A 24,205-nucleotide genomic window follows, 5' to 3' on the forward strand; every position below is an offset into this window, starting at 1 on the left:
AACGGTTCTATCTATGGATCTGACTCCCCGCATAGACTATTTCGGCAACTTCGACCCGCATCGGGTGCCGTCGCCCTGCTTCGTCGTCGACGAGCGGGCCCTGCGCGACAATCTCGCAGTGCTGGCCGATGTACAGAAACGCAGCGGCGCCAAAGTGCTGGCCGCGCTGAAAGCCTTCTCCATGTGGAGTACCGGCCCCATTGTCGCCGATTACCTGTCCGGTATCGCGGCCAGCGGCCTGCACGAGGCAAAACTGGGTTTCGAGGAATACGGCGGTCGCGACCGGGGCAGGGAGGTGCACGTGTTCAGCGCCGGTTACAAAGAGCGCGAACTGGCAGAAATACTGCAGTTCGCCCACCACGTGATCTTCAACTCCTTTCCCCAGTGGAAGCGCTACAAGGCACTCTGCCTGGAAGCGCAGCGGCGGCGCCCGGAATTGCGCTTCGGCCTGCGCATCAACCCGGAACACTCCGAGGGCCACACGGACCTGTACGACCCCTGCGCGCCCTGCTCGCGGCTGGGCATCGTGCGCTCACTGTTCGAGGGCGAGGCGCTGGATGGTATCAGCGGCCTGCATTTCCACACACTGTGCGAACAGGATTTCAAACCGCTCCAGCGTACCATCGCCGCGGTGGAGGAAAAGTTCGCCGACCTGTTGCCGCAGATGGAATGGATCAATTTCGGCGGCGGCCACCATATCACCCGCTGCGACTACCAGGTGGACGAACTGGTGGACGCGGTGCGCGGCTTTTCCGAGCGGCACGGGGTACAGGTCTACCTGGAACCCGGCGAGGCGATCTCGCTGTTCGCCGGCATCCTGGTGGGCGAGGTGGTGGATATCACCTGGAACGGCGGCAACCAGGCAATCCTGGATGTCTCCGCCACCTGCCATATGCCGGATGTGCTGGAAATGCCCTACCGCGCGGAAATCACCGGCGGCGCCCGCCCCGGCGAGCTGCCCCACGACTACCGCCTCGGCGGCCAGAGCTGCCTGGCCGGCGATACCATCGGCGAGTACAGTTTCCAGGATCCGCTGCAGGTCGGCGACCGGCTGGTGTTCGAGGAGATGGCCTACTACACCATGGTCAAGACCAATACCTTTAACGGTATTCCGCTGCCGGCGATCGCGCTGTGGAACTCGGAGACCGACGAACTGAACCTGGTCCGGGAATTCGGTTACCGGGACTTCAAGGAACGGCTGTCCGGGCACGACTGGCAGGAGCTCGGGCCGGCCTCCCCCACCGAAGGCGGCGGCTGCGTGTAGGGCGCACCCTGCGGCACAAAATTCGAATGCATCGCTCCCTTTTCCCTTTGGGAGAGGGGATCCTCAACCCAAGGCTGCCACCATGCTGTCAGAAAACGACTATCCCATCTTCCTCGGCTCCGAGATCGAGCAACCGAAGCCCGAGGAGGCCCTGTTCCACATCATCCCGATTCCCTACGAGGAAACCGTCTCCTACGGCGGCGGTACCGGCAAGGGGCCGGCGTCGATCCTGGAGGCCTCCTGGCAGCTGGAGACCTACGACAACTTCTCCTATCCCAGCGAACTGGGTATCTACACCCGCAGCCCGGTCAACGTCTCGGGCCCGCCGGAGCAGGTCATGGACAATATCGCCGCCGCCACCCGCGAGGTGCTTGAGATGGGCCGCATGCCCGTCGGCATCGGCGGTGAGCACTCGGTCACCTGGGGCGTCATCAAGGGCTACCTGGACGCCGGAATCGAGGACTTCGGTGTCGTCCAGATCGATGCCCACGCAGACCTGCGCGACCGCTACGAGGGCCAGAAGCACAGCCACGCCAGTGTCATGCGACTGGTGGTGGAGGCCGGCATACCGCTGTTCCAGTTGGGGATTCGCGCCTACTGCGAGGAGGAGATGGGCGCACGGGACAAGTACGGTGTCCACTACCTGGATGCGCACCAGCTGGTGCCCACCAATGTGCAGGAATTCCAATTGCCGGAAGATTTCCCGGAGAAAGTGTTCTTCACCCTGGATGTAGACGGCATAGACCCCTCGGTCTTCCCGTCCACCGGCACGCCGGTACCCGGCGGCCTGGGCTGGTACCAGACGTTGAACCTGTTCGAGTGCGTGGCGAAACAGCGGCAGATCATCGGTTTCGACCTGCTGGAATTCGCCCCCATCGAGGGCTTCCACGCCTACGACTTCGCCGCCGCGCAGCTGCTCTACAAGCTGATGGGTATCGTGCAGCGCAGCCGACCGGCTGTTCCCCGGACTTTTCACACTTCTTAACGCGAAAGCGTGGTGACGTGGCGTGAAGAAGGGTTAAAATTTAACCTGATAGTAAGCAATTGCTTCGCCGGAGATATCGTGAAAACGTTAAAAGTCGTGCTGGGCACCTTCGCCATCGTGGCGCTGGGCGCCTTCGCCTTCAGCCCCCCCGCCGACGCCGGCACCCTCGGTCACGAGCGGGGCGGGCACGGCTGGCACCACGGCCACCACTACAAACGCTGGCACCGGCACCACCGCCACGGCCCGCGCATTTCGCTGGGTTTCACCGCCCCGATACTGCCGTTCGGTTTCGTGAGCCTGGCGGTCGGCGGCAACCCCTACTACTACCACAGTGGCTACTTCTACCGCCCGGCACCGACCGGATACGTAGTGGTCACGGCCCCGCTGGGCGCCGCCGTGGCCAGTCTGCCCGGCAGTGCCGTGCGGGTGCAGATCGGCGGTACCGCCTACTACCAGTACGCCGACGCCTACTACCAATGGTACCCGGCCAGGCGGGCCTATGTGGTAGTGCCGCCACCGGCGGGGGCGCCCGTCGCCGTCACCACAGCGACACCGGCCGCACCGGCAACCGTACCCAGCGGCCCCAACGGCGGCTATGCGCCGGGCCAGGTGCTCGAGGAGCTGCCGGTCGGCTATACCGCCGAAGTCGTCAACGGCGTGCAGTACTACCGCTATGGCGGCAACTACTTTATGCCGACACAGCGCGACGGACGCGAAGTCTACGTAGTGGTACAGATCTGATCCCGGCCCCTGGTGCAGCCGTTCAGTCCAGCTTTCGCCTGAACAGTGCCAGCATCCGGCTCCAGGCCCTCTCTGCCTGGACCTCGTTGTAGGCCGCGGAGTCCGTCGGACACCAGCCGTGCAGCGTCCCCTCGTAGACCTCGATCTCGGCATCGCCACCGGCGCTGGCGAACGTCTCCTTCAACACCGTCTTCGCCTCCGGCTGGCGCGCGTCGTCGTTTTCGGCAATGGCGATCAGCACGCCCGCATCGATCTCCGGCGCCAGCCGGTGCGGGCTGTCGGCGCCGTCGGTCACCAGGCCGCCGCCGTGGAAGGAGGCCGCGGCGCCGATACGCTGCGGCATGGCCGCCGCCAGGCGCAGGGCGTAGGAGCCGGTCATGCAGTAACCCATGACGCCGATCCTGCTGCCGGTATCCACTGACGGCTGCGCATCCAGGTATTGTACGAAAGCGCGGCCATCGCTGACCGCCGTCTGCGGCGACAGGGTGCCGGCCAGCTTGCGCGCCCCCGGCATCACCACTTTGCGCACGTCCGCATCGATCACCTCAGTGCCCGCCGGCACCACCGGGCCGCGGTGGTTGCGGTAATACGGGTTGACCACCAGCACCGCGTAACCCTGCTGCGCCAGGCGCCTGCCCATCTGCCGGAAGGCCGGGCGGATGCCGAAGATATCCGGCCACAGGATCACCGCCGGGTGGCGGCCCTTGGCCGGGTGCACGAAGTAGGCGTCCGCCTCGCCGTCCGGCGTCGTCACGCTGACGTCTGATTCCACCACGTCCGCGGCGGCGGCCAGTGGCGGCAACATCGCACCCAGCGCGGCCCCCAGGCCTGCCTTGGTGACAGCCTTGTTGAAAGTGCGGCGGCTCATCCCCTGGCGGCGCAGGTATTCCTCCGCCTCTCTGGCTGTTGTTTCATCACACATGATTCCCTCCCCTGTGAAAGTGGCGGCCCGGGCGGGCCGGATCAAGACTGATTGTCCGCCTCCAAGATACCAGTATCCCGCTGCCTTCAGGCCATTCGCGCGTCGAACTGCGGCACTGGTGGTGAAATCCGTCACTGCGGACAGCCACCGTTTCGTGGCACAGTAATACGAAATACCGCAATCGAAGTCGAGTCACCTCCGCACGATGTACAGAAATACCCTGCTCCGTTTCCCGTCTTTTGCCTGCCTTGCCCTTTTCCTGGCCGGCTGCAGTCTCACAGAGTCACCCCGCCCACCGTTTGAGGGACTGGGCGACCTGCCCGGCGGCAAGATCTCGTCGTCCGCCTCGGCCGTCTCTGCGGACGGCCGGGTGGTGGTCGGGCAGAGTTCCAGCGCAGAGGACAGCGTGGAAGCCTACCGCTGGGAAGACGGCGAGATGACACCCATCGGCACCCTGAGACCCGGGGACCTGTCCTCCGCCAACGATGTTTCCGCGGATGGCGCCACGGTTGTGGGCACCAGTTTCAACTTTTCCGGTGGCTCACCGTCGCTGGCGTTCGTCTGGCGGGACGGGGATATGCGCACCCTGGACGATTTCCCCTGCGGCGATATGGGCTGCTCGGCCCTGGCCGTCTCCGGCGACGGCAGCATTGTGGTCGGCAAGAGCGGCTGGCGATACGGCGAGAAAGAGCGGCCATTTATCTGGACGGAAGGCGCGGGCATGCGGAACCTGCAGGACGTCCTCGAGAACCGCTACGGGGTCGATCTGCACGATTGGGTGCTGGGCCACGCGGAGCATATTTCCGACGACGGCAGCGTCATCGCCGGATCGGGCCTGTGGGACGATACCGCCTACGACGCCTTCCGCTGGACCGAGGGCGACAGCACGGGGGTCTCCCTGCCCGGGATGGGCTCGGCGAATGCCATCTCCCCGGATGGCTCGGCCCTTGTGGGCAACAGGAGTACAAGGCTCGAGCGCGCCGGCGAGCTGGTGCTGTGGAAAGAGCGCGAGGCGGCGGTGCTGGCCAGCGTACAGGACGGCGGCCCGTTTATCGCCCGCGGGGTTTCCGCCTGCGGCTCGGTGGTGGTGGGCTTCGGAAACTTCGGCGACGGTGAGGAAGCGTTTATCTGGAGCGAGACCGATGGCATGCGGAAGCTGAAAGGCGTGCTGGAAAACGAACACCACCTGGAGCTGGCAGGCTGGACGCTCAAAAGAGCCGAGGGCATTTCCAATGACGGCACCGTGATCGTCGGCTCCGGCACCAATCCGCAGGGCAATCGCGAAGCCTGGCGGGCGGTACTGCATGCGCCGGAAGCACCGACTGCAAACCTTTCCGCCCCGGAGGCGGGTTGCAACTGAGCACGGATCAGCGCGCCGGGGACTGCAGCCCATGGAAACGGGCAAAGCGGACCAGTGCGCGGTCGAAACTGGCCCGCAGCCCCGGGCCCGGCTCGCGGGTCCAGTGCAGGGAGTCGATCCGCAGCAAGCCCGCGCCGCGATCCGCCTTCAGATCCACGACACCGGCAAAGCGGTCGCCGTACAGGATCGGCAGGCCGAAGTAACCGTAGCGGCGCTTGTGGGCCGGCAGGTAGCACTCCAGCTGGTAATCGAAATCGAACAGCCTTTTCAGGCGCTTGCGCTGCAACAACAGTGGATCGAAGGGTGACAGCAGCCGCACCCGGCGCGGCGGCTTGGCCGGCTCCTCGACCTCGTCCCCGGCCAGTATCAGCTCCCTGCCCTGCGGCAGCAGTTCACCGCTTTTCAGCATCGCCTCCACCGCGCCCTTGATCAATGGCCTGTCGTGCTTGCGCAGATAGCTGATCTCCTCGATACGGCCGACACCCTGGCAGCGCAGGAAAGTGCGCACCAGGTGGCGGCCGTAGTCCAGGTCGCTGGCGGTTTCGGTGCGGATATCGGACGGCAGCAGCCGCTCCGGCAGGTCGAAGACTTTCTGGAAACCGTCGCGATGGCTGACCATCAGCTCGCCCTCGTGGAACAGCTGCTCGAGGGCCTTTTTCTCGTCCGACCACTCCCACCAGCCACCCTTGGCTTTGACGAAATCGCTGGCTCTCAGGGCGCCCTCGGCGCGCACCCGGTCCAGTACATAGCGGCAGAGCTTCGCGTTCTTCTCGAACCAGTGCCGCTGGCCGTCGCGGATGCGGTCCATGCGCACTCGGGCGTAGCGGTAGTGCTCCATCGGCAGGTAGGCGGCGGCGTGGGACCAGTATTCGAAGATCTCGCGCCGGCGCTCCGCCTGTTCCAGCTGCTTTTCCCGGTAGCGCGGCAGGCGGTTGTAGAGCTGGTGATGGTGGGCCCGGGTGATGCGCTGGATGGCGTCCAGCTGCAGGGCGCCCAGGTGACGGACCAGCGACGGCAGGTCGCCGGACCAGGGGCTGTGGAGTTGCTGGCGCTCGATAGCCAGCGCGCGGATTTGGGATTGGTTAAGCACAGGGGCTCCCCAACTGTTTCAACGAATGCACGATCTGTAGGAGCCTGCCCTGCAGGCGAATCCCTGTGGCTCTGCCGGTTCGCCTGCAGGGCAGGCTCCTACAAAAAGGTTGTTAGTCGCCCTGGTAGTACTCCGGCGCCAGGTTGTCGAAGCGGGTGTATTTGCCCACGAAGGCGGCGCGGCAGGTGCCGATTTCGCCGTTGCGCTGCTTGCCGATAATCAGCTCGGCCATGCCCTTGTCCGGGCTGTCCTCGTTGTAGTACTCGTCGCGATAGATAAACAGGATTACGTCGGCGTCCTGCTCGATAGCGCCGGATTCCCGCAGGTCGGAGTTCATCGGCCGCTTGTTGGGGCGTTGTTCGACGCCGCGGTTGAGCTGCGACAGGGCGATTACCGGGCAGTCGTATTCCTTTGCCAGCGCTTTCAGCGAGCGGGAGATCTCGGAGATCTCCTGGGTGCGGCCCTCGTTGCTGCCGGCCACCTGCATCAACTGCAGGTAGTCCACCATGATCAGCGCCGGCATGCTCTTCGCCTCGGCGTCCTCGCGGGTCATCTGCGGGTTCTCCCGCATCAGCTTGTTGGTGTGGTCGCGCACGGTGCGTTTGGTGCGCGCGCGTACCTCGCTCGGGGTCAGTGCCGGCGTGTCGTCGATATAGAGCGCCTTGCCCTTCATCTTCTGCACCGCACTGGAGAGTTTGGGCCAGTCGTCTTCCTGCAGCTTGCCGTTGCGGATGCGGCCCTGGTCGATGCGGCCTATGGAGGACATCATCCGCATCACCAGGCTGTCGGACGGCATCTCCATACTGAACACCAGAGTCGGGTTCACCTGACTCAGCATCGCGTGCTCGATAAAGTTCAGCGCCAGCGCGGTCTTGCCCATCGACGGGCGCGCGGCCAGTACGATCAGCTCGCCCGGCTGCCAGCCGGAGGTGCGCTGGTCCAGCTCGGTGAGGCCGGTGCCGAGGCCGGTGATATCGCCCTCGGTCTTGAACAGCTCGTCGATGCGCTCGACGGTCTTTTTCAGCAGCGTGTCGACACCGACGAAACCGCCGTCCTTGGCCCGCCCCTCGGCGATCTCCGCCACGCGGCGCTCGGCCATCTGCAGCAGGTCGGCGGAGGCCAGGCCGCCGGGATTGAAACTGGTGCGGCTGATCTCGCCGGCAGCGGCGATCAGCTGGCGCAGCATGGAGCGCTCGCGCACGATCTTGGCGTAGGCGACGATATTCGCCGCCGACGGGGTGTTCTCGGCCAGTTCGGCCAGGTAAGCGGGGCCGCCCACTTCCGCCAGCAGGTCGCGGCTGGCCAGCGCTTCGGCGAGGGTGACGATATCCAGCGGCTGCTCGCCGTTGGACAGCGCCAGCATCACGGCGAAGATCTTGCGGTGACTGGCGGAGAAGAAGTCCACCTCGCCCAGCTGTTCGGCGACCGCATCGATGCGGCCGGCATCCAGCATCAGGCCGCCCAGTACCGACTGCTCGGCCTCGATCGAGTGCGGCAGCGGCGAGGCCTCTTCGGTCTGCGCTTCTTCGGGGACGGCGTATTCGTTCATACGGGTTTACTGGTTACCGGGCCGGAAACAAAAAACGGGCGCTGGACACCCCCATCAGCAATGGGGAATCCAGCGCCCGATTGTAGCGCGACTTGGGCAGCCCCTACAGGGGCCAGGGGCTGCCCGCATCAGGCCGGGGCGAGCACAGGGCTCCCCCCTAGTGAGCGGAATCAGCGCGCAGCGCTTATTCGGCCTCGATCACCACCTTGACGGTGGTGATGACGTCGGCGTGCAGCTGTACGTCGACATCGAACTCGCCCACTTCGCGCAGCGCGCCTTCCGGCAGCTTGACTTCGGCCTTGGCCACTTCGACGCCGGCAGCGGTGATCGCCTCGGCGATGTCGCGGGTGCCGATGGAGCCGAACAGCTTGCCTTCGTCGCCGGCGTTGGCGGCGATGGTCACAACCACGTCGGCCAGTTTGGCGGCGCGCTCTTCAGCGGTACCCACCTTGGCGGCGGCCGCGGCTTCCAGTTCGGCGCGCTTGGCTTCGAACTCGGCGACATTGGCTGCGGTGGCGGCTACGGCCTTACCGGTCGGCAGCAGGAAGTTGCGGCCAAAACCGGCTTTGACTTCAACGCGGTCGCCCACATTGCCCAGCTTGCCTACTTTATCGAGCAGAATAACTTCCATCTCGGTTTCCTCAATTTCAGTTTGGTGCGGATCGCGCCCGATTACTTGGCGGTGCGTCCGCGAATATCTATCCAGCTATCTATCAGTGCCAGCCCGCACAGGAAGCCGGCCATCGGCAGTGCCGCGATCACCAGGGTCACATACAGCGCCACCAGTGGCGCCAGCCCCCAGTTGCGGCTGCCCACCAGCCAGTGGATCAGGGCAATACCGCCCACCACCACCGGGAAGGCGACCACCGCGCCCCAGAACACATAGTCCGTGGAGACCAGGCAGTAGACCCACACCAGCATGGCCACCGCCGCCAGCGGCAGCGGCATGCGCAGCTGGTGAAACTCCTGGCGGAAGCCGCCCGGGTTGTACAGCAGCGCCTGCCAGTAGCGGGCCAGCACCAGCGCCAGGGAGGCGGTAATCGCCGATACCCAGCTCAGGTAGCCCGTCGCCAGCGACTCGCTGGCGAAGATCTTCCGCAACTGCTCCGCCTGGTCGCCACCAGAGGCCTCGGCGACCTCCAGCAGGCTGTTCAACAGCCCACCGCTGAAATGCGCGGTGAGCAGTATGCCAGCAGCGGCGACGGCCGTGACCGTGACCAGGGCAGCGGCCCAGGAGCGGCTGCCGCGCAGCGCCAGCGCACCGCAGAACACTGCGGCAAAATGGCTGCCGGCGAGCCCGGCCATCAGCGGCGACATATAACCGCTGAGACCCGCTGCGACCACCGGCAGTATCGCCCAGGCCAGCACCATCAGGCCGTCGTTGGCCCCGCGGCGCAGGCTCACCAGGCCGAGCGCTGCCGGACTGATCAGCGGTATGCCCACCACAGTGATGAGCACCGCCCGCACGCGCCCGCGCATGATGAATTCAGCCAGGGCGCGCACGACTAGATAGCTTCTCTGTTACAGCTTTTACGCACAGAAACCTGGCATCAGGCTTCGTGGCTGTCCGTGTACGGCAGCAGGGCCAGGTAGCGAGCGCGCTTGACCGCAGAGGACAGCTGGCGCTGGTACTTGGCTTTGGTACCGGTGATACGGCTCGGAACAATCTTGCCGGTTTCGGAGACGTAGGCCTTCAGGGTATCGAGGTCTTTGTAGTCGATACGCTTGACGCCTTCGGCGGTGAAACGGCAGAACTTACGACGACGGAAAAAACGTGCCATCTGATAATCCCCTTACTTGTCGCTTTCGGCGTTGTCGGAAGCCTGGGCTTCCCTGGACTCGTCAGCGGAGGAAGACTTCTCTTCCCGCTTGTCGTCCCGCTTTTCGCGGCGCTCGCTGCGCTCCTGGCGGGCGGCCTTGCGCTCGCGGCTCTCTTTTTCCGCCTTCATGATCGGGCTCTCGTCGGTGATCGCCTCGTCTTCGCGGATTACCAGATTGCGGATGACCGCATCGTTGTAGCGGAAGTTGGTGGTCAACTCTTCCAGGGCCTCGTCCGTGCACTCGACGTTCATCAGCACGTAGTGGGCTTTGTGGATCTTGTTGATCGGGTAGGCCAGGCGGCGGCGGCCCCAGTCTTCCAGGCGGTGAACCTGACCGCCGCTGTCTTTGATGGTCGCGCTGTAGCGGTCGACCATACCGGGTACCTGCTCGCTCTGGTCCGGGTGGACCAGGAATACGATTTCGTAATGACGCATTTTTGCTCCTTACGGGTTAAAACAGCCTCCCGGATTGAACGCCTGGAAGAACCGATCCGGTCCGCCAGGTGCCCCGGTGAGGCAAGGAGAGCAATGTCCCACCTGCGGGCAGGGGCACATTGCGGGCGGCGTATTCTATGCAGTCCCCCACCTGGTTGCAAGTTGATCAATGCCCGGATCGGGGTTCCGCCCGACGATGACCGTCAGGTCATGGCGTGGCCGGGCAGGCAGCCCCACGCGCAACTCAGAGGTGTGTTGTCGGGCGCCGCCGGTCGCCATTCGCCGGCACCACCTGAACCGGCACCCGGAATTCCCGGTAGGCGCCGCCGTGCTCGACGCGAATCACGATCTCCGCCTCGCCCGCGGCGCCCCGCAGGCGCAGCGGCAGGGTGAGGCGATTGGCCCCGGCATTCAGATCCGCCCGCCACTGCAGCTGCCGGGTATCGCCGTATCCCTCCAGCGCCAGGTTGGGTGGCAGCGACACCCGGATGGTGGCGCCCGACAGGTTACGGGGTGTATCGAGGGAGACACTGATCGGCGGGGTAGTCATCGACACCGGCACCACCGGCGACTGGCCGCGGAAACAGACGACCAGTACCGCCAGCAGAAGGCCGGCGGCGGTCGCGAACTGCCAGCCGCGCAGGCGCGATGCGGGCGGCCGGCGTTCCGGCAATGCCGCGGCCACTAGCCGCCGCTCGAACCCCGCCGCCGGTTCCGGGGCCGGCAGGGTGCCCAGCAGGTCCCGCACCCGGAGCTCCCCGGCGCAATCGCGACAATCGGCACACCGGCGCAGGTGCTGCAGCAGCGCCCCGTCGCCCCACCCGCGCATCGATTCCAGTTGCCGCCTGGCCCGGTTGCAATCCATTGCTGTCTCCTCGACGTCGGTCAACACGCGCAGTTGCGCTCGATGGCGCCCGGCTGCAGCGCGGTTTTCAGCTTCTTGCGCGCCCGGTGCAGGCGCGACTTCACAGTGCCCACATTGAGCTGCAGGATTTCCGCCACCTCCAAGGCCGTGTAGCCCTCCACATCGTGCAGCAGCACCACATCCCGCCAGCCTTCCTCCAGATCCGCCAGGGCGCGGTTGAGGGCTCGCTGCAGCTCCCATCGCTGGAACTCATCCCGTTCATCGGGCATACACTCGCGGAAGAAGTCATCGTCGCTGTCCCAGCGGACGGCATCGTCGATCGGCGAATTGACGCGGCGGCGATAGAGATCCACATAGCGGCGATAGAGCACCCTGGCCAGCCAGGGCCCCGGCTTTTCCACAGCGGCCAGCTCCTCCAGGCGGGGGAAGAGGCGGGCCAGCACGTCCTGCACCAGGTCCTCCGCTTCCGCTGAATCCTGGGTCCAGCGGTAGGCCGTTCGATACATGCTCCGGAGGTGGGGGCGTACCAGGTCGGTAAACCGGTCCTCCGGCGCCGTGCGACCACGAAAAAAATGCACCAGGTTCACCCCGAAACTCCCATACCGATGACTCGAATCCACATCCACTGATCGGGCGTGCCGCGGCTGTCAGAAGATATAACTGACACCCAGGCTGGCCTCGGTCTTGTCGTAGGTGTAGAGATCCCGGTTTTCGTCGTTGTCGATCACCACGATCTTCCCGTTGAGGCTGAAACGCGGGGTGATTCTGTACCTGGTCGAGAGCCAGGATTTGACGCGATCCGACTCCCGGCGGTATGTCATTGCACTGCCGTCGCTGTCGGTGACGCGATTGATGCCGTCGTAGGCGCTGTGCCGGAATTCCATACCCGAGGAGAGGAGCCAGTTGGCGGACGGCGACCACTCCAGCACACCGCCAAACGAATGCCGCACCGGCGAGTAGCTGTAATAGTCCAGCGTATCGCCGTCCAGTGCATCCCGGGCCAGGTCGGCGCGGTCGTTGCTGTCGTAGCGGTAGTAGGCCCGCGCATCGACCATTGGCAGCGGCCGCTGCCACTGCGCCTCGAAACGCTGCCGCCAGCCGTCCAGGTGGGTGTAGTCGTGCCCACCCAGGTAGTAGCTGGGGATATAGGAAAGCGAGATGCTGGCATCGCCGAACTCCCGCTCGATGCGGCCGGTCAACTGGACCTGCCGCGAAACCTGCTCGCCGCCCAGGTAGACGATCTCCCCGGCCACACCGGTCTCGGTGCTCCAGCCGCGCCACTGCCGGTCGCGGGCCAGGGCGGCACTGGCGCTGGTCAGGTCGAGACTGTCGAACTCGCCGTAGCGGCGCCCGAAGCCGTAGCCGTGCACCCGCCAACCATCCTCCGCGGTACCGCGCAGCTGGTACTGGCCCCAGGCAAAGAGTTCGGTAAAGTTATCGGCACCGGCAGAGTCGTTTTCGATCAGCTCGCTCTGCAGCGCGTAGGCGTTGTCATCGTATCCAGCCGACAGGTTGGCGGTGGCAATCCAGCGCCTGCCGGGCGGATCGCGGTGTACGTCGGCCAGCGCATTCAGGCGATTGCGCGCCAGTTTGCGCAACTTGCCGGAATCCGACGCCTCACTGATGCGGCGATAGTAGCGGGCCGCGACAATATCCCGGTTGCGCCGCTCCGCCGCGAGCGCCAGGTTGTAGCGGGCGAGATCGCCCCAGCCGGGATCGGCCAGCAGCCGCTGGAAACGGCCACTGGCGCTGTCGTAGCGACCCAGTTTCATCAGCGTGACGCCGATGTTGTACTGGAGCCCGGCGCTGTCGTCGCCTTCGCTTTCGGCCCGCTCGAACAGCGTCAGGGCCCGCTGGTAGTCGCCGCTCCTGAACGCCTCTACACCGCCGGCCATTCGCTCCCCGGCCAGGGGCGCCTGGGAAATGGCCGCCATTGCACCGGCGAGTGCAATACCGATTACGCTGTTACGCACCGCTCGTACCTCTGTATATCCCTATACGAAAAAGCCGGGCCGGGCAGCGCCCGGCCCGGATTGACAAGGAAGATCAGGTCCCGGGATCTTCCGACAGGCTGTCGCCCGCGCTCTCCATCATTGTTTGCAGGTTGTCCGGCAGGCGACTGCTGATATCGTCGGGCAGGTTATCGAGGATTTCCTGCATCATCTGTTCTGCATCGCCGTTCGCGTCCATTTCCGACAGCGCATTTTTTACCGCTTCCTCTGCGGCCTCGCGCGCGGTCTCCGCGGAGCGCACCGCCTCCTCGCTGGCGGCGTCGGCCGACAGGTTGGCATCGGCGGCCATCTCCCGGCTGCGGGCCATGGCTTCCTCGACCATCGCCTGCGCCTCCTCTTCACTGGTGATGTCGCCGTTCTCGGCCGCAGTGATCACGTCCCTGACCAGCTCCACCGTCTGCTGTGCAATATCCTGTGCCTCCGGTGGCAATTCCAGGTTATTGATCAGGTCCCGGGCATCTTCGGCGCTGTCCACAACGGTCAGGGTGACGTCGAGATCGGTCGGGTCCTCGACGGTATCCGGGAGTTCCGGTGCCTCCTGCGCCTGCAGCGGCAACGCCACCGGTGCCGCGGCGAGAAGCCCCAGTATCAGCAACTTCCTGTTCAACATTTTCCTTTACCTCGCAACAAAACAATCGGGCTGAACCAGCTATCGGGTTTTACTCGGGAGTGATAAAAACGGCACGTCCTGCCGTTCCCATCACCTACCCGTTAACACGATCCGGACAGCCCGATGGTTCCGCCTGCAGACAGCGATCGCGAATTTCTGGCGCGCCATCTGACCGCTGCCGCGAAAAACTCTCGATCGGTAGCGTTCGGCGAAAACAGGGGCGGTTACCGCATGCAAGAATCTAGCAGCGGTGGAAAGCGGGAAGGGAAAAAGCGGGGAAACAAGGCGGCCCGGGCGACCGGAATTTTTGTTGCAACCGCCCGGGAAATTGGAATCGCCGGCTCAGCGCCGCTGGCGCACCGCCTCGAACAGGCAGACGCCGGTCGCCACAGACACGTTCAGGCTGCTGACCTCGCCGGCCATGGGAATCTTGATCAGATGGTCACAGTTCTCCCGGGTCAGGCGGCGCAGACCGGAACCTTCCGCGCCCATGACCAGGGCCAGCGGGCCGGTGAGCGAAGACTGGTAAATGTCCTGTTCGGCCTCGCCGGCGGCGCCGTACAGCCACAGCCCCGCCTGCTGCAACTGCTGCATGGTACGCGCCAGGTTGGTGACGGAAACAAACGGCAGCACTTCCGCGGCGCCGCAGGCGACCTTGCGCGCGGTGGGCGTGAGGCCGGCGGATTTGTCCTTGGGCGCGACCACCGCGTGTACGCCGGCGGCCTCGGCGGAGCGCAGGCAGGCGCCGAGATTGTGCGGGTCGGTCACGCCGTCGAGAATCAACAGGAAAGGCGTCTCGCCTTTTTCCTCGAGCTGCTGCAGCAGCTCTTTCAGGAAACGTTCGTCGTGAACTTTGGTTTCGCCGGCGCAGATGGCGACCACACCCTGGTGGTTGCCGCCGTCGTCGACTTTTTCATCCAGCGCGCGGCGCTCCACCTGACGCAGTTTGATATTGTTTTTTTCCGCCTGGTTGAGGATTTTCTGCAGGCGCTGATCCTTGCGACCGCGCAACAGCAGTAGCTCACGCACCTGTTGCGGGGAGCTTTTCAGCAGGGCCTGGACGGCGTGGAGGCCGTAGACGATCTGGTCGGGCATGGGTGTTTTGTTCCAGTCACGAGGGGCGGCAACTCGCCCTCTCCCCCGGGCGGGAGAGAGGCGCTCAAGGTTTCAACTATTTTTTCTTGCGTTTGGTCGCGGGCTTTTTCTTTTTCGCCTTGCCGTTTTTGGCATTGGCCTTGGTGGCTTTCTGCGCGGCCTTGCGGGCAGCGACCGAGGGGCGCTTGCCACCCTTGCGCGGCGGGGTGCGCTTGGGGCCGCGTTTTTTACCCGGCTGTTCGGCCTCGCCCTCTTTCCCGCTGGCGTCCGGTTGCGGGGCCGTGGCCGCGACCGGCACCGATTCGGTGGAACCGACCTTGCGCTTGCGGAACGGCGTGGCACCGGGGTCCGGTTTCGGCGAAGCCGGCGCCTTCTGCTCCGGGGAGAGCCCTACGCGGTCCCAGGGGGAGACTTTCTTTTCCCCGGTTTTTTTACCCGCAGCTGGCGGTTCTTGATCAGGATTTTTTCCAGGCATCCAACCAGCGCCTCCACCAGACTTTTTTGCCGGGGGCACTCCCGGACTTTCGGATTTCTTCGCCGGGGGTCGCGCCGGTTTTTCGGGCTTTTCTGCCGGGAGCGCTCCCGGCGCTTCGGGCTTTTTTACCGGGGGCACTCCCGGTTTTGCGGGCTTCTTGCCGGGTTTTCTCCGACCGTCCCTGACCGGGGGCTTTTCCGCTTTTGTTCCGGCCCCGCCCTGCGCTTTTCCCCGCGCTTTGCGCTTGCGGCCTTTGGACGTCTTGCCGCCCGACGCCGATACCAGCTCACCGAGAGTGAAATCCACCTTGCGCTCCTCCAGGTCGACCCGTGCCACCTGCACGGTGACCGAATCCCCCAGGTGATAGCGGGCGCCGCTGCGCTCGCCCACCAATCGCTGGTGCGCCTGCTCGAAGCGATAGTAGTCCTTGGGCAGCGCGGTGACGTGGATCAGGCCCTCGACGTAGAGGTCGTCCAGTTCGACAAACAGGCCGAAACCGGTCACGGCGCTGACCACGCCCGGGTAGGTCTCCCCCACATGATCCTGCAGGTATTCGCACTTGAGCCAGCTGGTCACGTCGCGGGTGGCGTCGTCGGCGCGGCGCTCGGTGGTGGAGCAGTGTTCGCCCAGCTGCACCATCGCCGCCAGGTCGTAGGGAATGATGCGCTCTTTCGGCAATGCCGCGGCGCCGGGTACCGAGTGCACCTTCTTCGCCACCGCCGCCGGGTTGGCGCTGCCGTTGCGGATCAGCCAGCGCAGCGCGCGGTGCAGCAGCAGGTCCGGGTAGCGGCGGATGGGCGAGGTGAAATGGGCGTAGGCGCGGTAGTCGAGACCAAAGTGGCCGCGATTCTCCGGCTGGTAGACGGCCTGGTTCATCGAGCGCAGCATCATCATCTGGATGATGTGCGCATCCGGGCGGCCCTCCACCTGTTCCATCAGGTGCTGAAAATCCATCGGCTGCGGCTCGCTGCCGCCGGGCAGGCGCAGGCCCAGCTCACCCAGGTATTCGCGCAGGTTCTCGAGCTTTTCCGTCTTGGGCGTGTCGTGCACCCGGTACAGGGCCGGCAGTTCCGACAGCTCCATCAATTCCGCCGCGCAGACGTTGGCGGCCAACATGCACTCCTCGATCAGCTTGTGGGCGTCGTTGCGCTGCACCGGCACAATGCGCTCGATCTTGCGCTTACTGTCGAAAATGATGCGCGTCTCGGTGGTCTCGAAATCGATGGCGCCGCGGCGGTCGCGGGCGCCGCGCAGGGCCCGGTAGAGATCGTGCAGGTTGTCCAGGTGTGGGGTCAGTGCGGAAAACTGTTTGCGCAGGCCGCTGTTGCGCTGGCCGCGCTCTTCGACGATCTGTCCCACCTGGGTATAGGTCAGGCGCGCGTGGCTGCGCAGCAATCCTTCGAAGAAGCGGTAGTCGAGGATGCGTCCGTCCAGGTCGATGTGCATCTCGCACACCATGCACAGCCGGTCCACTTCCGGATTGAGGGAGCAGAGGCCGTTGGACAGCTTCTCCGGCAGCATCGGTACCACGAAGTCCGGGAAGTAGACCGAGTTGCCGCGGTTGTGGGCCTCCTCGTCCAGCGCTGTGCCGGGGCGCACATAGTGGGACACATCGGCAATGGCCACCATCAGTTTCCAGCTGCCGTCTTTCTGTACTTCACAGAAAACGGCGTCGTCGAAGTCGCGCGCGTCCTCGCCGTCGATGGTCACCAGCGGCAGCTGGCGCAGGTCGACGCGGGCTTTCTTGTCCTCTTCCAGCACCTCGTCGGCGATGGCGTCCACCTCGCCCTGCAACGCCGTCGGCCAGGTGTGGGGAATGCCGTAGTTGCGGATGGCAACGTCGATCTCCATGCCCGGCGCCAGGTGGTCGCCGAGCACTTCGGCGACCTCGCCCTGGGGCAGCTTGTCGCGGCCCGGCTGGACGACGATATTCACCACCACATACTGGCCGTTGCCGGCGCCGCCGGTCTTGTCTTCGGCCACCATGATGTCGAGGTTGACGCGCGGGTTGTCCGGGCGCACGAAACAGATGCCGTTTTCCCGGAACAGGCGCCCGGCCAGCTCCGTGGTGTTGTGCTTGATCACGCGCACCACGGCGCCCTCGCGCTTGCCGCGGAAACCGCCGGGGGTCTCGCGCACCAGCACTTCGTCACCGTCAAACACCTTCTTCATCTGGCGGTGGGACAGGTAGAGGTCGTCGCCGCCGTCGCGCGGGGAGACGAAGCCGAAACCGTCGCGGTGGCCGATCACGCGGCCGCGCACCAGGCTCATCTTGTCCAGCACGCCGAAATCGCCGGCGCGGTTGCTGGCGATTTCGCCGTCGCGGGACATGGCAATCAGGCGCCGGCGCACACCTTCGCGTCGGTCCTCGTCTTCGATGTCCAGCGCGTCGGCTACCGATTCCCAGGAAACCGGCTCCGACCGCTGTTCCAGGTAGTTCAGCAGGAACTCGCGGCTGGGGACGGGTTTTTCATACTTTTCCGCTTCGCGCTCCGCGTGGGGGTCGGCGCCGAGGGGTTGTTGGGGTTTGTCTTGGGTCAAAACAGCATCCGTTGTCGAAAGGGCCGCCGTACCTGCGGCGGGGGCCGGGATCGCCGGCCAGATGAATCTTGGCTGCCGGCGGGATCTGGAGCCGGCCGGCTGGTCGCTAGCAGCCAGTATAAGCGATATGGGGCCATTTCCCGACCAACACAAGCAAAGAGGAAAAAAGCGCAACTCGGGCGTTGACACCCCCCGGGCAAATCTCTATAGTTCGCGACCTCAGACGGCATGCGCCGCTGAATTGCCCAGGTGGCGGAATTGGTAGACGCGCTAGCTTCAGGTGCTAGTGACCGCAAGGTCGTGGAAGTTCAAGTCTTCTCCTGGGCACCATATTTCAAAAGGCCGACTCGCGAGAGTCGGCCTTTTTCGTTGTTGAGCACTCCAACCCTGTGCCAGGTGCCCCCTCCCCTACGCAGCCCCGCTCCACGGACCCCGATTGACACCCTGCCGGAAATCGCTATAGTGCGCGCCCTCGACGGCGACGTCGTCGGTATGCCCGGGTGGCGGAATTGGTAGACGCGCTAGCTTCAGGTGCTAGTGGCCTTACGGCCGTGGAAGTTCAAGTCTTCTCCCGGGCACCATCTTCAAAAAAGCCGACTCTCGCGAGTCGACCTTTTTTATGCCCGTCTGTGTGTCAGCCGCCCCCAGAACCCGGCATCACCGAATCGATTTCTGAACCACCGTCTCACCTCGTGCTGATTCACCAGTTGATCGCCCCAGGGGCACGACGAAAATGCCATATGGGTCACGCCTCCGAACTGCACCAGTAGATAGCACTCCCGGAATTCGTTAGCATTCCTGCCGTCACCTTTTGACATGGAATTACTCACAGGAAGTGGAACCTATGTTTTCCAGCACTCCCGTTCAAACGGAAGCACAGATCGCCGGCCAGCATTCCGGCAAGTCCGTCACCATCACACCCCAGGCGGAACCCATCTATCGCGAGTTGGCCAAGCTGGCCAAAAGCGGCAACTACTGGGCCCAGATAACCGTCAACGGCATCAACCAACTGGCCGCCGGCCGTCTGCACCAGAACAATATCTTTATCAAACCCGGGGCCGCGCACCGCGGTGGCAGCGAGGAGTTTGTGGTGATCTTGCCGGGGTGCAGGGTTACGGCGGAGAAGCAGGCCAATGATGGGTACAGGATTCTGCACTTTGAGGCGGATCTTAATTATTCGGAGTTGATTGAGAAGTACCAAAGGCCTGGACTCTATTTTGCCGAGAGCGAAGGAGGAACTTGGCAAGCTAAACTCAAGAAAAGAGGCACCCTCAAAGCGGAAAAGAACCGATTGGTTGCAGTCTGCGATAGCGGCCATCGCGATCCGGATAAAGCCGCCAATATTGCTGCGTCAAGAATCGCCGAAGCTCCCTTCTCTGGCGGAAGTTTCCGGGTCAACGGTAATGGTTTTGACCTGCATTATACACCTGGTGAAAAAAGTATAGGCGGCTTAAAAAGCTATAAGCACGCCATTCGCCCACTGCAAAACCAGGATCTGCACGAATCAGCACTACTGCTGGCCAGGACTATGTACGAGGCCAAGGATCTTGAAGGAGTCGGCTGGGTATCCGAGTTTGGTGGTTCAGCCGTATTGACACAAGCATTCAAGATACTAGCGGACCAAGGCATAAAACTGGAAAAGCACACTGCATTTCTTGTTCGACCCACGACCTCTCCCAATGAAGCTGTCAAGACAGCCCATGCGGCGGGCCTGAAGCTGGATCGCAAGTTCACAAAGACCAACAAGCTGGATATTGTAGGAAATCGGGATCAACTGGAACTGATCTATAACCGTTTCAAACATGAAAATGACGGCCTCGATGGCTATATCTGGACTAAAGCGGTAGCGGATGTAGTAGAACACGGTAAAAGCCTGCACGGCGGTGGCGTACTAATCGGGAGCATTGCCGCTGCTGCAGGACTCTCCGCAAGCGCTCCCGCACCAGCCGCCGCAGCAGCCTTTTTGACCGCCTTGGGCAAAGCCGCCGCTATTGCCGGGTCCGCGATAGGAATAGGTAAGATGGGTAACTCAATGGTAAGAGCCTGGCTTCCGAGACAGCACGATAGAATAAAGAGAAAATTCTGATGCGTAACTTTATAAAATACTCATCACTGGAATTTCGCAAACATAAGGGGTTGTGTATTCCCCGTGGCCCCTCTTTTTCGAACACCCAGAAGATCAGAGCCAATCTACTCGGGAACACCTTGGAGTTCCGTGCCCCAAAACACGCACCAGTATCCACGGAGAGTATCGAGGAAAAAAAACTTAGCCCCTCGGTTTATGATCTCGAAGGGCGCCATCCCAGCAATAGCTCCATGCCAAGCCAAAGCTGGAAGTCAGCAGATATATTCCATCGCAGCTGGGCCTTTTACGGCCCCTGGTTTACCGGTCATATGGGTACTGCGATATGCCATATTAAAGGGCTGTCCTTGTCTCAACCAAATACCCAATTCAACTTTCTACACCCGAAAGGGTTTGAATCAGCCATCCTGGGCTTTATTACTGCCGATTGGGGGCACTACCTATATGACATAGGACTCCCTTATTTCCAAGCCCCCCTCGACTGGACCCCCTTTAATAAACTCCCTGTACCGGCAGTAAGCTTGCTCGTAGAATCCACTAGGGTTGCCACCTATAGAAGAAAATACATATTCTTCCCAATATCGCGCGATAACATAGTTTGCATCATTTTCCCTTATCGACAGCATTGCTCCGGCTCACAGGAAGAAATAGACAAGAAGATCAGCCCCAAACCCATGCAGGATCTGATCGACAACATTATCGGCAGCATTCGACTCACCCTGTCCCCGGAAACCCAAAGCGCCGTTGATGAGGTCAAAAAAACCTGTCCAGACCTCTCTGTTTCCCCCGACTGCGCACCACTGAAATGGCCGGCCCATGTCGACAAGGACGGGATCACCATCGTCGATTACGACGAGAATCTCTATCTCGAAACGTGCGGTTGAGAACGGGGCAGAATCGGTGCGCGCGGCGCACCCTACGATCCCAGGCCCCTCAGGTGGAAAACCTTTTTAGGATGGGCAAAACGAAGCGTGCCCATCAGCGGTCACTGACGGGCACACCTCGGAAGGAAGCGGCGAACGCGGGTTCGCCGCATTAACCGGTATTGCGCATCCCCGCCGCAATGCCGGCGATGGTGACCATTAGCGCGCTCTCCAGTTCCGGGTCCTCTTCGCGGTTGCGCAGGCGCGCCATCAGCTCTGCCTGCAGCAGGTGCAGTGGATCCGTGTAGGGATCGCGTACGCGGATGGACCAGCGCATTACCGGATTGTTGTCCAGCAGGCTGTCGCGCCCGGTCAGACGGTACAGCGCCGACACGGTGGCGGCCAGGCGTTCACGCAGTTCGCGGCCGAGCCGGATCTGCTCGGCGTCGTCGGTCAGGCGCTCCTCGTACCAGGCGGCGACGCGGGTGTCGGATTTGGCCAACACCATCTCCAGCATATCCACCGCGCCCTGGAAGAAGGGCCACTGCTCGTTCATCGCGTGCAGGATCTCGGTTTCCTCGCGGCTTTCCAGAGCGCTCTCCAGCGCCGCGCCGGATCCCAGCCAGGCGGGCAGCATCAGGCGGATCTGGGTCCAGGCGAAGACCCAGGGAATAGCGCGCAGGGTTTCCACGCCGCCACCGGGCTTGCGCCGTGCCGGCCGACTGCCGAGCGCCAGGCGACTGAGCTCGGTCTCCGGCGTCACGGTGCGCAGGTAGGCCACCAGTGCCGGATCGTCGCGCACCACCTGGCGGTAGGCATCCACGGAGACTCGCGTAAGCCGGTCCATCTCCTCGCGCCATTCGGGTTGCGGCTCAGCCGGCGGCATCAACGTGGCTTCCAGCGTGGCGGCCACATACTGCTCCAGGTTGTAGGCGGCCACCGACGGGCGGCCGTATTTGAAGCGGATCATCTCGCCCTGCTCGGTCACGCGGATACGGCCGGCCACAGAGCCCGGCGGCTGGGACAGCAGCGCCATGCGGGTGGGCGAGCCGCCGCGGGAGATGGAACCGCCGCGGCCGTGGAACAGTGTCAGCGGAATCCCGTGTTCGCGGAAGATCTCGGTGAGCCTCTCCTGCGAGCGGAACTGGGCCCAGGCGGCACCCAGGAAGCCGGCGTCCTTGGCGGAATCCGAGTAGCCGATCATCACTTCCTGGCCGGCGCCGACACGCTGCTTGTACAGCGGGATCTCCATCAGCGCGCTCATGGTGTCGGCGGCGTTGTTGAGATCGTCCAGCGTTTCGAACAGCGGCACCACACGCATCGGCTCGCGCACACCGGCGATCTTCTGCAGCAGCATCACGGCCAGCACATCGGAGGAAGTCCTGGCCATGGAGATAACATAGGCGCCCAGGCCTTCCGGCCCCTGCTCGGCAATCACCCGGCAGGTATCCAGCACCTCGCGCACCTCGCCACTGCAAAGGTCGCTACAGTAGAAGGCCTCGTCCACCAGCGGCCGGCGACTCTCCAGTTCGGCCAGCAGGAATTGCTGTTTCTGATGCTCGTCCCACTCCGCGTAGCTGCCAAGCTCCAGGTAGCGGGTGATGGCGTCCAGCGCGTCGGTATGGCGAGTGGATTCCTGGCGGATATCGAGGCACAGCAGCGTGATGCCGAAGCAGTTGAGGCGACGCAGCGTATCCTTGAGCTGGCCGTCCGCAATGGCGGAAAGGCCCACCGAGCGCAACGAGCGGTCGATCAGGCTCAGCGCTTCCAGCAACTGGCTGCTGCTGGTGTAACCCTCCCCTTCCGGCTCCTTGCGGCCCGCCACACGGGCTTCCATACGCGCGCGGGTAATACGCAGGCGATCGCGCACCCGGCGCAGCACCAACCGGTAGGGCTCGTGGCTGGGGCCGGTGTGCTCCAGCAGTTCGTCGCTGGCGCGGTGCATGGACAGGTCCGCGAGCAGGTTTTCCACATCGCGCAGGTAGAGGTCGGCGGCCATCCAGCGGGCCAGTAGCAGCACCTGGCGGGTCACGGCGGCTGTGACATTGGGGTTGCCGTCGCGGTCGCCACCCATCCAGGAGGCGAAGCGGATCGGCACCCAGTCCGCGGGCAGCGCATCCAGGCCGGCCAACTCCAGCTCGGCCTCAATCTCGCGCATGCCCTGGGGCACGGCCTGCCACAGGGACTGCTCGATGGTGGCAAAGCCCCACTTGGCCTCGTCCACCGGCGTGGGCCGCTCGCGGCGGATTTCGTCGGTACTCCAAGCGGACAGTATCTGCTCTCGCAGGTGGCGGCGCAGCTTCTGCTGCTCCTCCTCCGTCAGGTCCGGACGGTCCATATCGGTGAGCAGGTCGGCAATCTGGTCGTACTTGCGGATCAGGGTGCGGCGGGTCACCTCGGTGGGGTGGGCCGTGAGTACCAGCTCAACCGACAGGTCCCGCAGAACCGACATGACCCGGTCCTGGCCGACACCGGCTTTTTTCAACTCCGCCAGCACCTGGCGCAACCCCTGGTCGGTATCCGGATCGCCGGGGAAGCGCTGGTGATGCCGATGCAGACGCTCGCGATGACGCTGCTCCGCAATATTGGCCAGATTGAGAAACTGGCTGAACGCGCGCGCGACTTCCAGAAGAGTTTCATCATCCAAAGGATCGAGCAGTTCGCGCAGGCGACTGACTTCCATCTCCCCCTGGCCGCGGCTCTCCACCGCGGCTTGGCGAATGGTTTCAACGGTATCGAATAACGGCTCACCGGCCTGCTCGCGCAGTACCGCGCCGAGCTCCTCGCCTAACAGGCGGACATCTTCTCTTAGTGGGGCGTTTTGGTCCTGATTCACCAATTTCATTCTCCGTGACGGGACGAACCGGCTATGTTCGCATATTTTCAGAGCGAAGAAAGTCCCTTGATTGTGGATTTTTCCGGGAATTTACTTTCAATTGCAACCTTTTTCGATACAGATTGCGTCTTTTCAATTTTGACAAGCCGATGCTTTTGCCACCGTGCGACACAGAAGCAACGGCAGTTTTTTTGCACTTTAAAGAACGCACTTCACCTCTCACAACCAAAGCCGAATACTTTCTTTAGGTGGAGCTCCACCAAATAAAAAAACCATATTAGGCAGCAGATTATTGACCAGACAGCGGAGCTATCAGCTTTTTAAATAACTCTCTTTGATCTGGATAGACAAGCCTACGAGAGCTTTCAGCCGCTTTATATAAAAATGCGATTCAGTTCTCCGATTCAGACCTGTGGAGTAGATGCAGCTTATCTATTTTCGTTAGAATTCGACGGGCAGTACCGACAGCGCAACAGGAAAAATTCAAGGGATTGTGAGCGCCGGTAAAGCGAACTACTCTCCCGACTCTCCTTCAAAACCGGGCATTTGCATTTGGCAGGTTCTTTCCGACTGAACCTTCTCAGACTACAAGCACAGCAACATCACAGACCCACATTACCCAATAAAAATCGAACAAATGGTGGCGGACCCCAGTCAAT

The 24,205-nt window shown here is 63.2% G+C and carries 20 protein-coding genes and 2 tRNA genes; 8 read left to right on the plus strand and 14 right to left on the minus strand.

What is annotated here, in order from left to right:
• Positions 1 to 13 precede the first annotated feature (13 nt).
• The 3 genes from nspC to MWN76_RS11615 all read left to right on the plus strand — a co-directional run bounded on the left by nspC (position 14) and on the right by MWN76_RS11615 (position 2,990).
• Positions 14 to 1,264: a carboxynorspermidine decarboxylase gene (gene nspC / locus MWN76_RS11605; protein ID WP_250461578.1), complete on the plus strand. Its 1,251-nt coding sequence runs from the start codon at positions 14 to 16 to the stop codon at positions 1,262 to 1,264.
• 82 nt (positions 1,265 to 1,346) lie between these two features.
• Positions 1,347 to 2,249 (plus strand): agmatinase, encoded by a 903-nt coding sequence (gene speB, locus MWN76_RS11610; RefSeq protein WP_250461579.1) that lies wholly within the window; start codon positions 1,347 to 1,349, stop codon positions 2,247 to 2,249.
• Between the two features lie 78 nt (positions 2,250 to 2,327).
• Complete coding sequence (locus MWN76_RS11615; protein WP_250461580.1) at positions 2,328 to 2,990, plus strand: DUF6515 family protein; 663 nt, start codon at positions 2,328 to 2,330, stop codon at positions 2,988 to 2,990.
• A 22-nt stretch (positions 2,991 to 3,012) separates the two neighbouring features.
• On the opposite strand, the gene MWN76_RS11620 is transcribed toward MWN76_RS11615, so the two are convergent.
• On the minus strand, positions 3,013 to 3,912 hold the full coding sequence (locus MWN76_RS11620; RefSeq protein ID WP_250461581.1) for a dienelactone hydrolase family protein: 900 nt from the start codon (positions 3,910 to 3,912) through the stop codon (positions 3,013 to 3,015).
• Between the two features lie 205 nt (positions 3,913 to 4,117).
• Between MWN76_RS11620 and MWN76_RS11625 the strand changes: the two genes are divergently transcribed.
• Entirely contained in the window at positions 4,118 to 5,272 is a 1,155-nt protein-coding gene (locus tag MWN76_RS11625) for a hypothetical protein (RefSeq protein ID WP_250461582.1), read from the plus strand.
• A gap of 7 nt (positions 5,273 to 5,279) precedes the next feature.
• Here MWN76_RS11625 and MWN76_RS11630 read toward each other — a convergent pair whose 3' ends face one another.
• The 12 genes from MWN76_RS11630 to rnr form a co-directional block, all read right to left on the minus strand.
• Positions 5,280 to 6,362 carry a winged helix-turn-helix domain-containing protein gene (locus MWN76_RS11630; protein WP_250461583.1) on the minus strand — a complete coding sequence of 361 codons (1,083 nt, stop codon included), beginning with the start codon at positions 6,360 to 6,362 and terminating at the stop codon, positions 5,280 to 5,282.
• Positions 6,363 to 6,474: 112 nt separating this feature from the next.
• Complete coding sequence (gene dnaB, locus MWN76_RS11635) at positions 6,475 to 7,911, minus strand: replicative DNA helicase (RefSeq protein WP_250461584.1); 1,437 nt, start codon at positions 7,909 to 7,911, stop codon at positions 6,475 to 6,477.
• A gap of 184 nt (positions 7,912 to 8,095) precedes the next feature.
• Complete coding sequence (gene rplI / locus MWN76_RS11640) at positions 8,096 to 8,542, minus strand: 50S ribosomal protein L9 (protein WP_250461585.1); 447 nt, start codon at positions 8,540 to 8,542, stop codon at positions 8,096 to 8,098.
• A gap of 41 nt (positions 8,543 to 8,583) precedes the next feature.
• A complete protein-coding gene (locus tag MWN76_RS11645; RefSeq protein WP_250461586.1) occupies positions 8,584 to 9,414 on the minus strand; it encodes a hypothetical protein in 831 nt (276 codons plus the stop codon).
• 47 nt (positions 9,415 to 9,461) lie between these two features.
• Positions 9,462 to 9,692 (minus strand): 30S ribosomal protein S18, encoded by a 231-nt coding sequence (rpsR, locus tag MWN76_RS11650; RefSeq protein ID WP_250461587.1) that lies wholly within the window; start codon positions 9,690 to 9,692, stop codon positions 9,462 to 9,464.
• Positions 9,693 to 9,704: 12 nt separating this feature from the next.
• Positions 9,705 to 10,166: a 30S ribosomal protein S6 gene (gene rpsF, locus MWN76_RS11655; protein WP_250461588.1), complete on the minus strand. Its 462-nt coding sequence runs from the start codon at positions 10,164 to 10,166 to the stop codon at positions 9,705 to 9,707.
• 244 nt (positions 10,167 to 10,410) lie between these two features.
• A complete protein-coding gene (locus tag MWN76_RS11660) occupies positions 10,411 to 11,031 on the minus strand; it encodes a hypothetical protein (RefSeq protein WP_250461589.1) in 621 nt (206 codons plus the stop codon).
• Positions 11,032 to 11,051: 20 nt separating this feature from the next.
• Positions 11,052 to 11,618, minus strand: a complete 567-nt coding sequence (locus MWN76_RS11665) for an RNA polymerase sigma factor (protein ID WP_250461590.1) — start codon at positions 11,616 to 11,618, stop codon at positions 11,052 to 11,054.
• Between the two features lie 60 nt (positions 11,619 to 11,678).
• Positions 11,679 to 13,004, minus strand: coding sequence for a tetratricopeptide repeat protein (locus tag MWN76_RS11670; protein WP_250461591.1), 1,326 nt, complete (start codon positions 13,002 to 13,004; stop codon positions 11,679 to 11,681).
• A 73-nt stretch (positions 13,005 to 13,077) separates the two neighbouring features.
• Positions 13,078 to 13,653, minus strand: coding sequence for a hypothetical protein (locus MWN76_RS11675; protein ID WP_250461592.1), 576 nt, complete (start codon positions 13,651 to 13,653; stop codon positions 13,078 to 13,080).
• Between the two features lie 342 nt (positions 13,654 to 13,995).
• Complete coding sequence (gene rlmB / locus MWN76_RS11680; RefSeq protein ID WP_250461593.1) at positions 13,996 to 14,748, minus strand: 23S rRNA (guanosine(2251)-2'-O)-methyltransferase RlmB; 753 nt, start codon at positions 14,746 to 14,748, stop codon at positions 13,996 to 13,998.
• A gap of 76 nt (positions 14,749 to 14,824) precedes the next feature.
• On the minus strand, positions 14,825 to 17,764 hold the full coding sequence (rnr, locus tag MWN76_RS11685; RefSeq protein ID WP_250461594.1) for a ribonuclease R: 2,940 nt from the start codon (positions 17,762 to 17,764) through the stop codon (positions 14,825 to 14,827).
• 243 nt (positions 17,765 to 18,007) lie between these two features.
• Here rnr and MWN76_RS11690 point away from each other — a divergent pair.
• The 4 genes from MWN76_RS11690 to MWN76_RS11705 all read left to right on the plus strand — a co-directional run bounded on the left by MWN76_RS11690 (position 18,008) and on the right by MWN76_RS11705 (position 20,731).
• A tRNA-Leu gene (locus MWN76_RS11690) sits at positions 18,008 to 18,094 on the plus strand.
• A gap of 164 nt (positions 18,095 to 18,258) precedes the next feature.
• Positions 18,259 to 18,345, plus strand: a tRNA-Leu gene (locus tag MWN76_RS11695).
• A gap of 263 nt (positions 18,346 to 18,608) precedes the next feature.
• Positions 18,609 to 19,850, plus strand: a complete 1,242-nt coding sequence (locus MWN76_RS11700; protein ID WP_250461595.1) for a hypothetical protein — start codon at positions 18,609 to 18,611, stop codon at positions 19,848 to 19,850.
• Positions 19,850 to 20,731, plus strand: coding sequence for a hypothetical protein (locus tag MWN76_RS11705; protein WP_250461596.1), 882 nt, complete (start codon positions 19,850 to 19,852; stop codon positions 20,729 to 20,731). The genes MWN76_RS11700 and MWN76_RS11705 overlap by 1 nt, the downstream gene beginning before the upstream one ends.
• Before the next feature lie 151 nt (positions 20,732 to 20,882).
• Here the strand turns inward: MWN76_RS11705 and ppc are convergent, their stop codons facing one another.
• Positions 20,883 to 23,555, minus strand: a complete 2,673-nt coding sequence (gene ppc / locus MWN76_RS11710) for a phosphoenolpyruvate carboxylase (protein ID WP_425606617.1) — start codon at positions 23,553 to 23,555, stop codon at positions 20,883 to 20,885.
• Positions 23,556 to 24,205: the final 650 nt, after the last annotated feature.

The sequence above is a fragment of the Microbulbifer litoralis genome, from assembly GCF_023634065.1.
Taxonomy (GTDB): domain Bacteria; phylum Pseudomonadota; class Gammaproteobacteria; order Pseudomonadales; family Cellvibrionaceae; genus Microbulbifer; species Microbulbifer litoralis.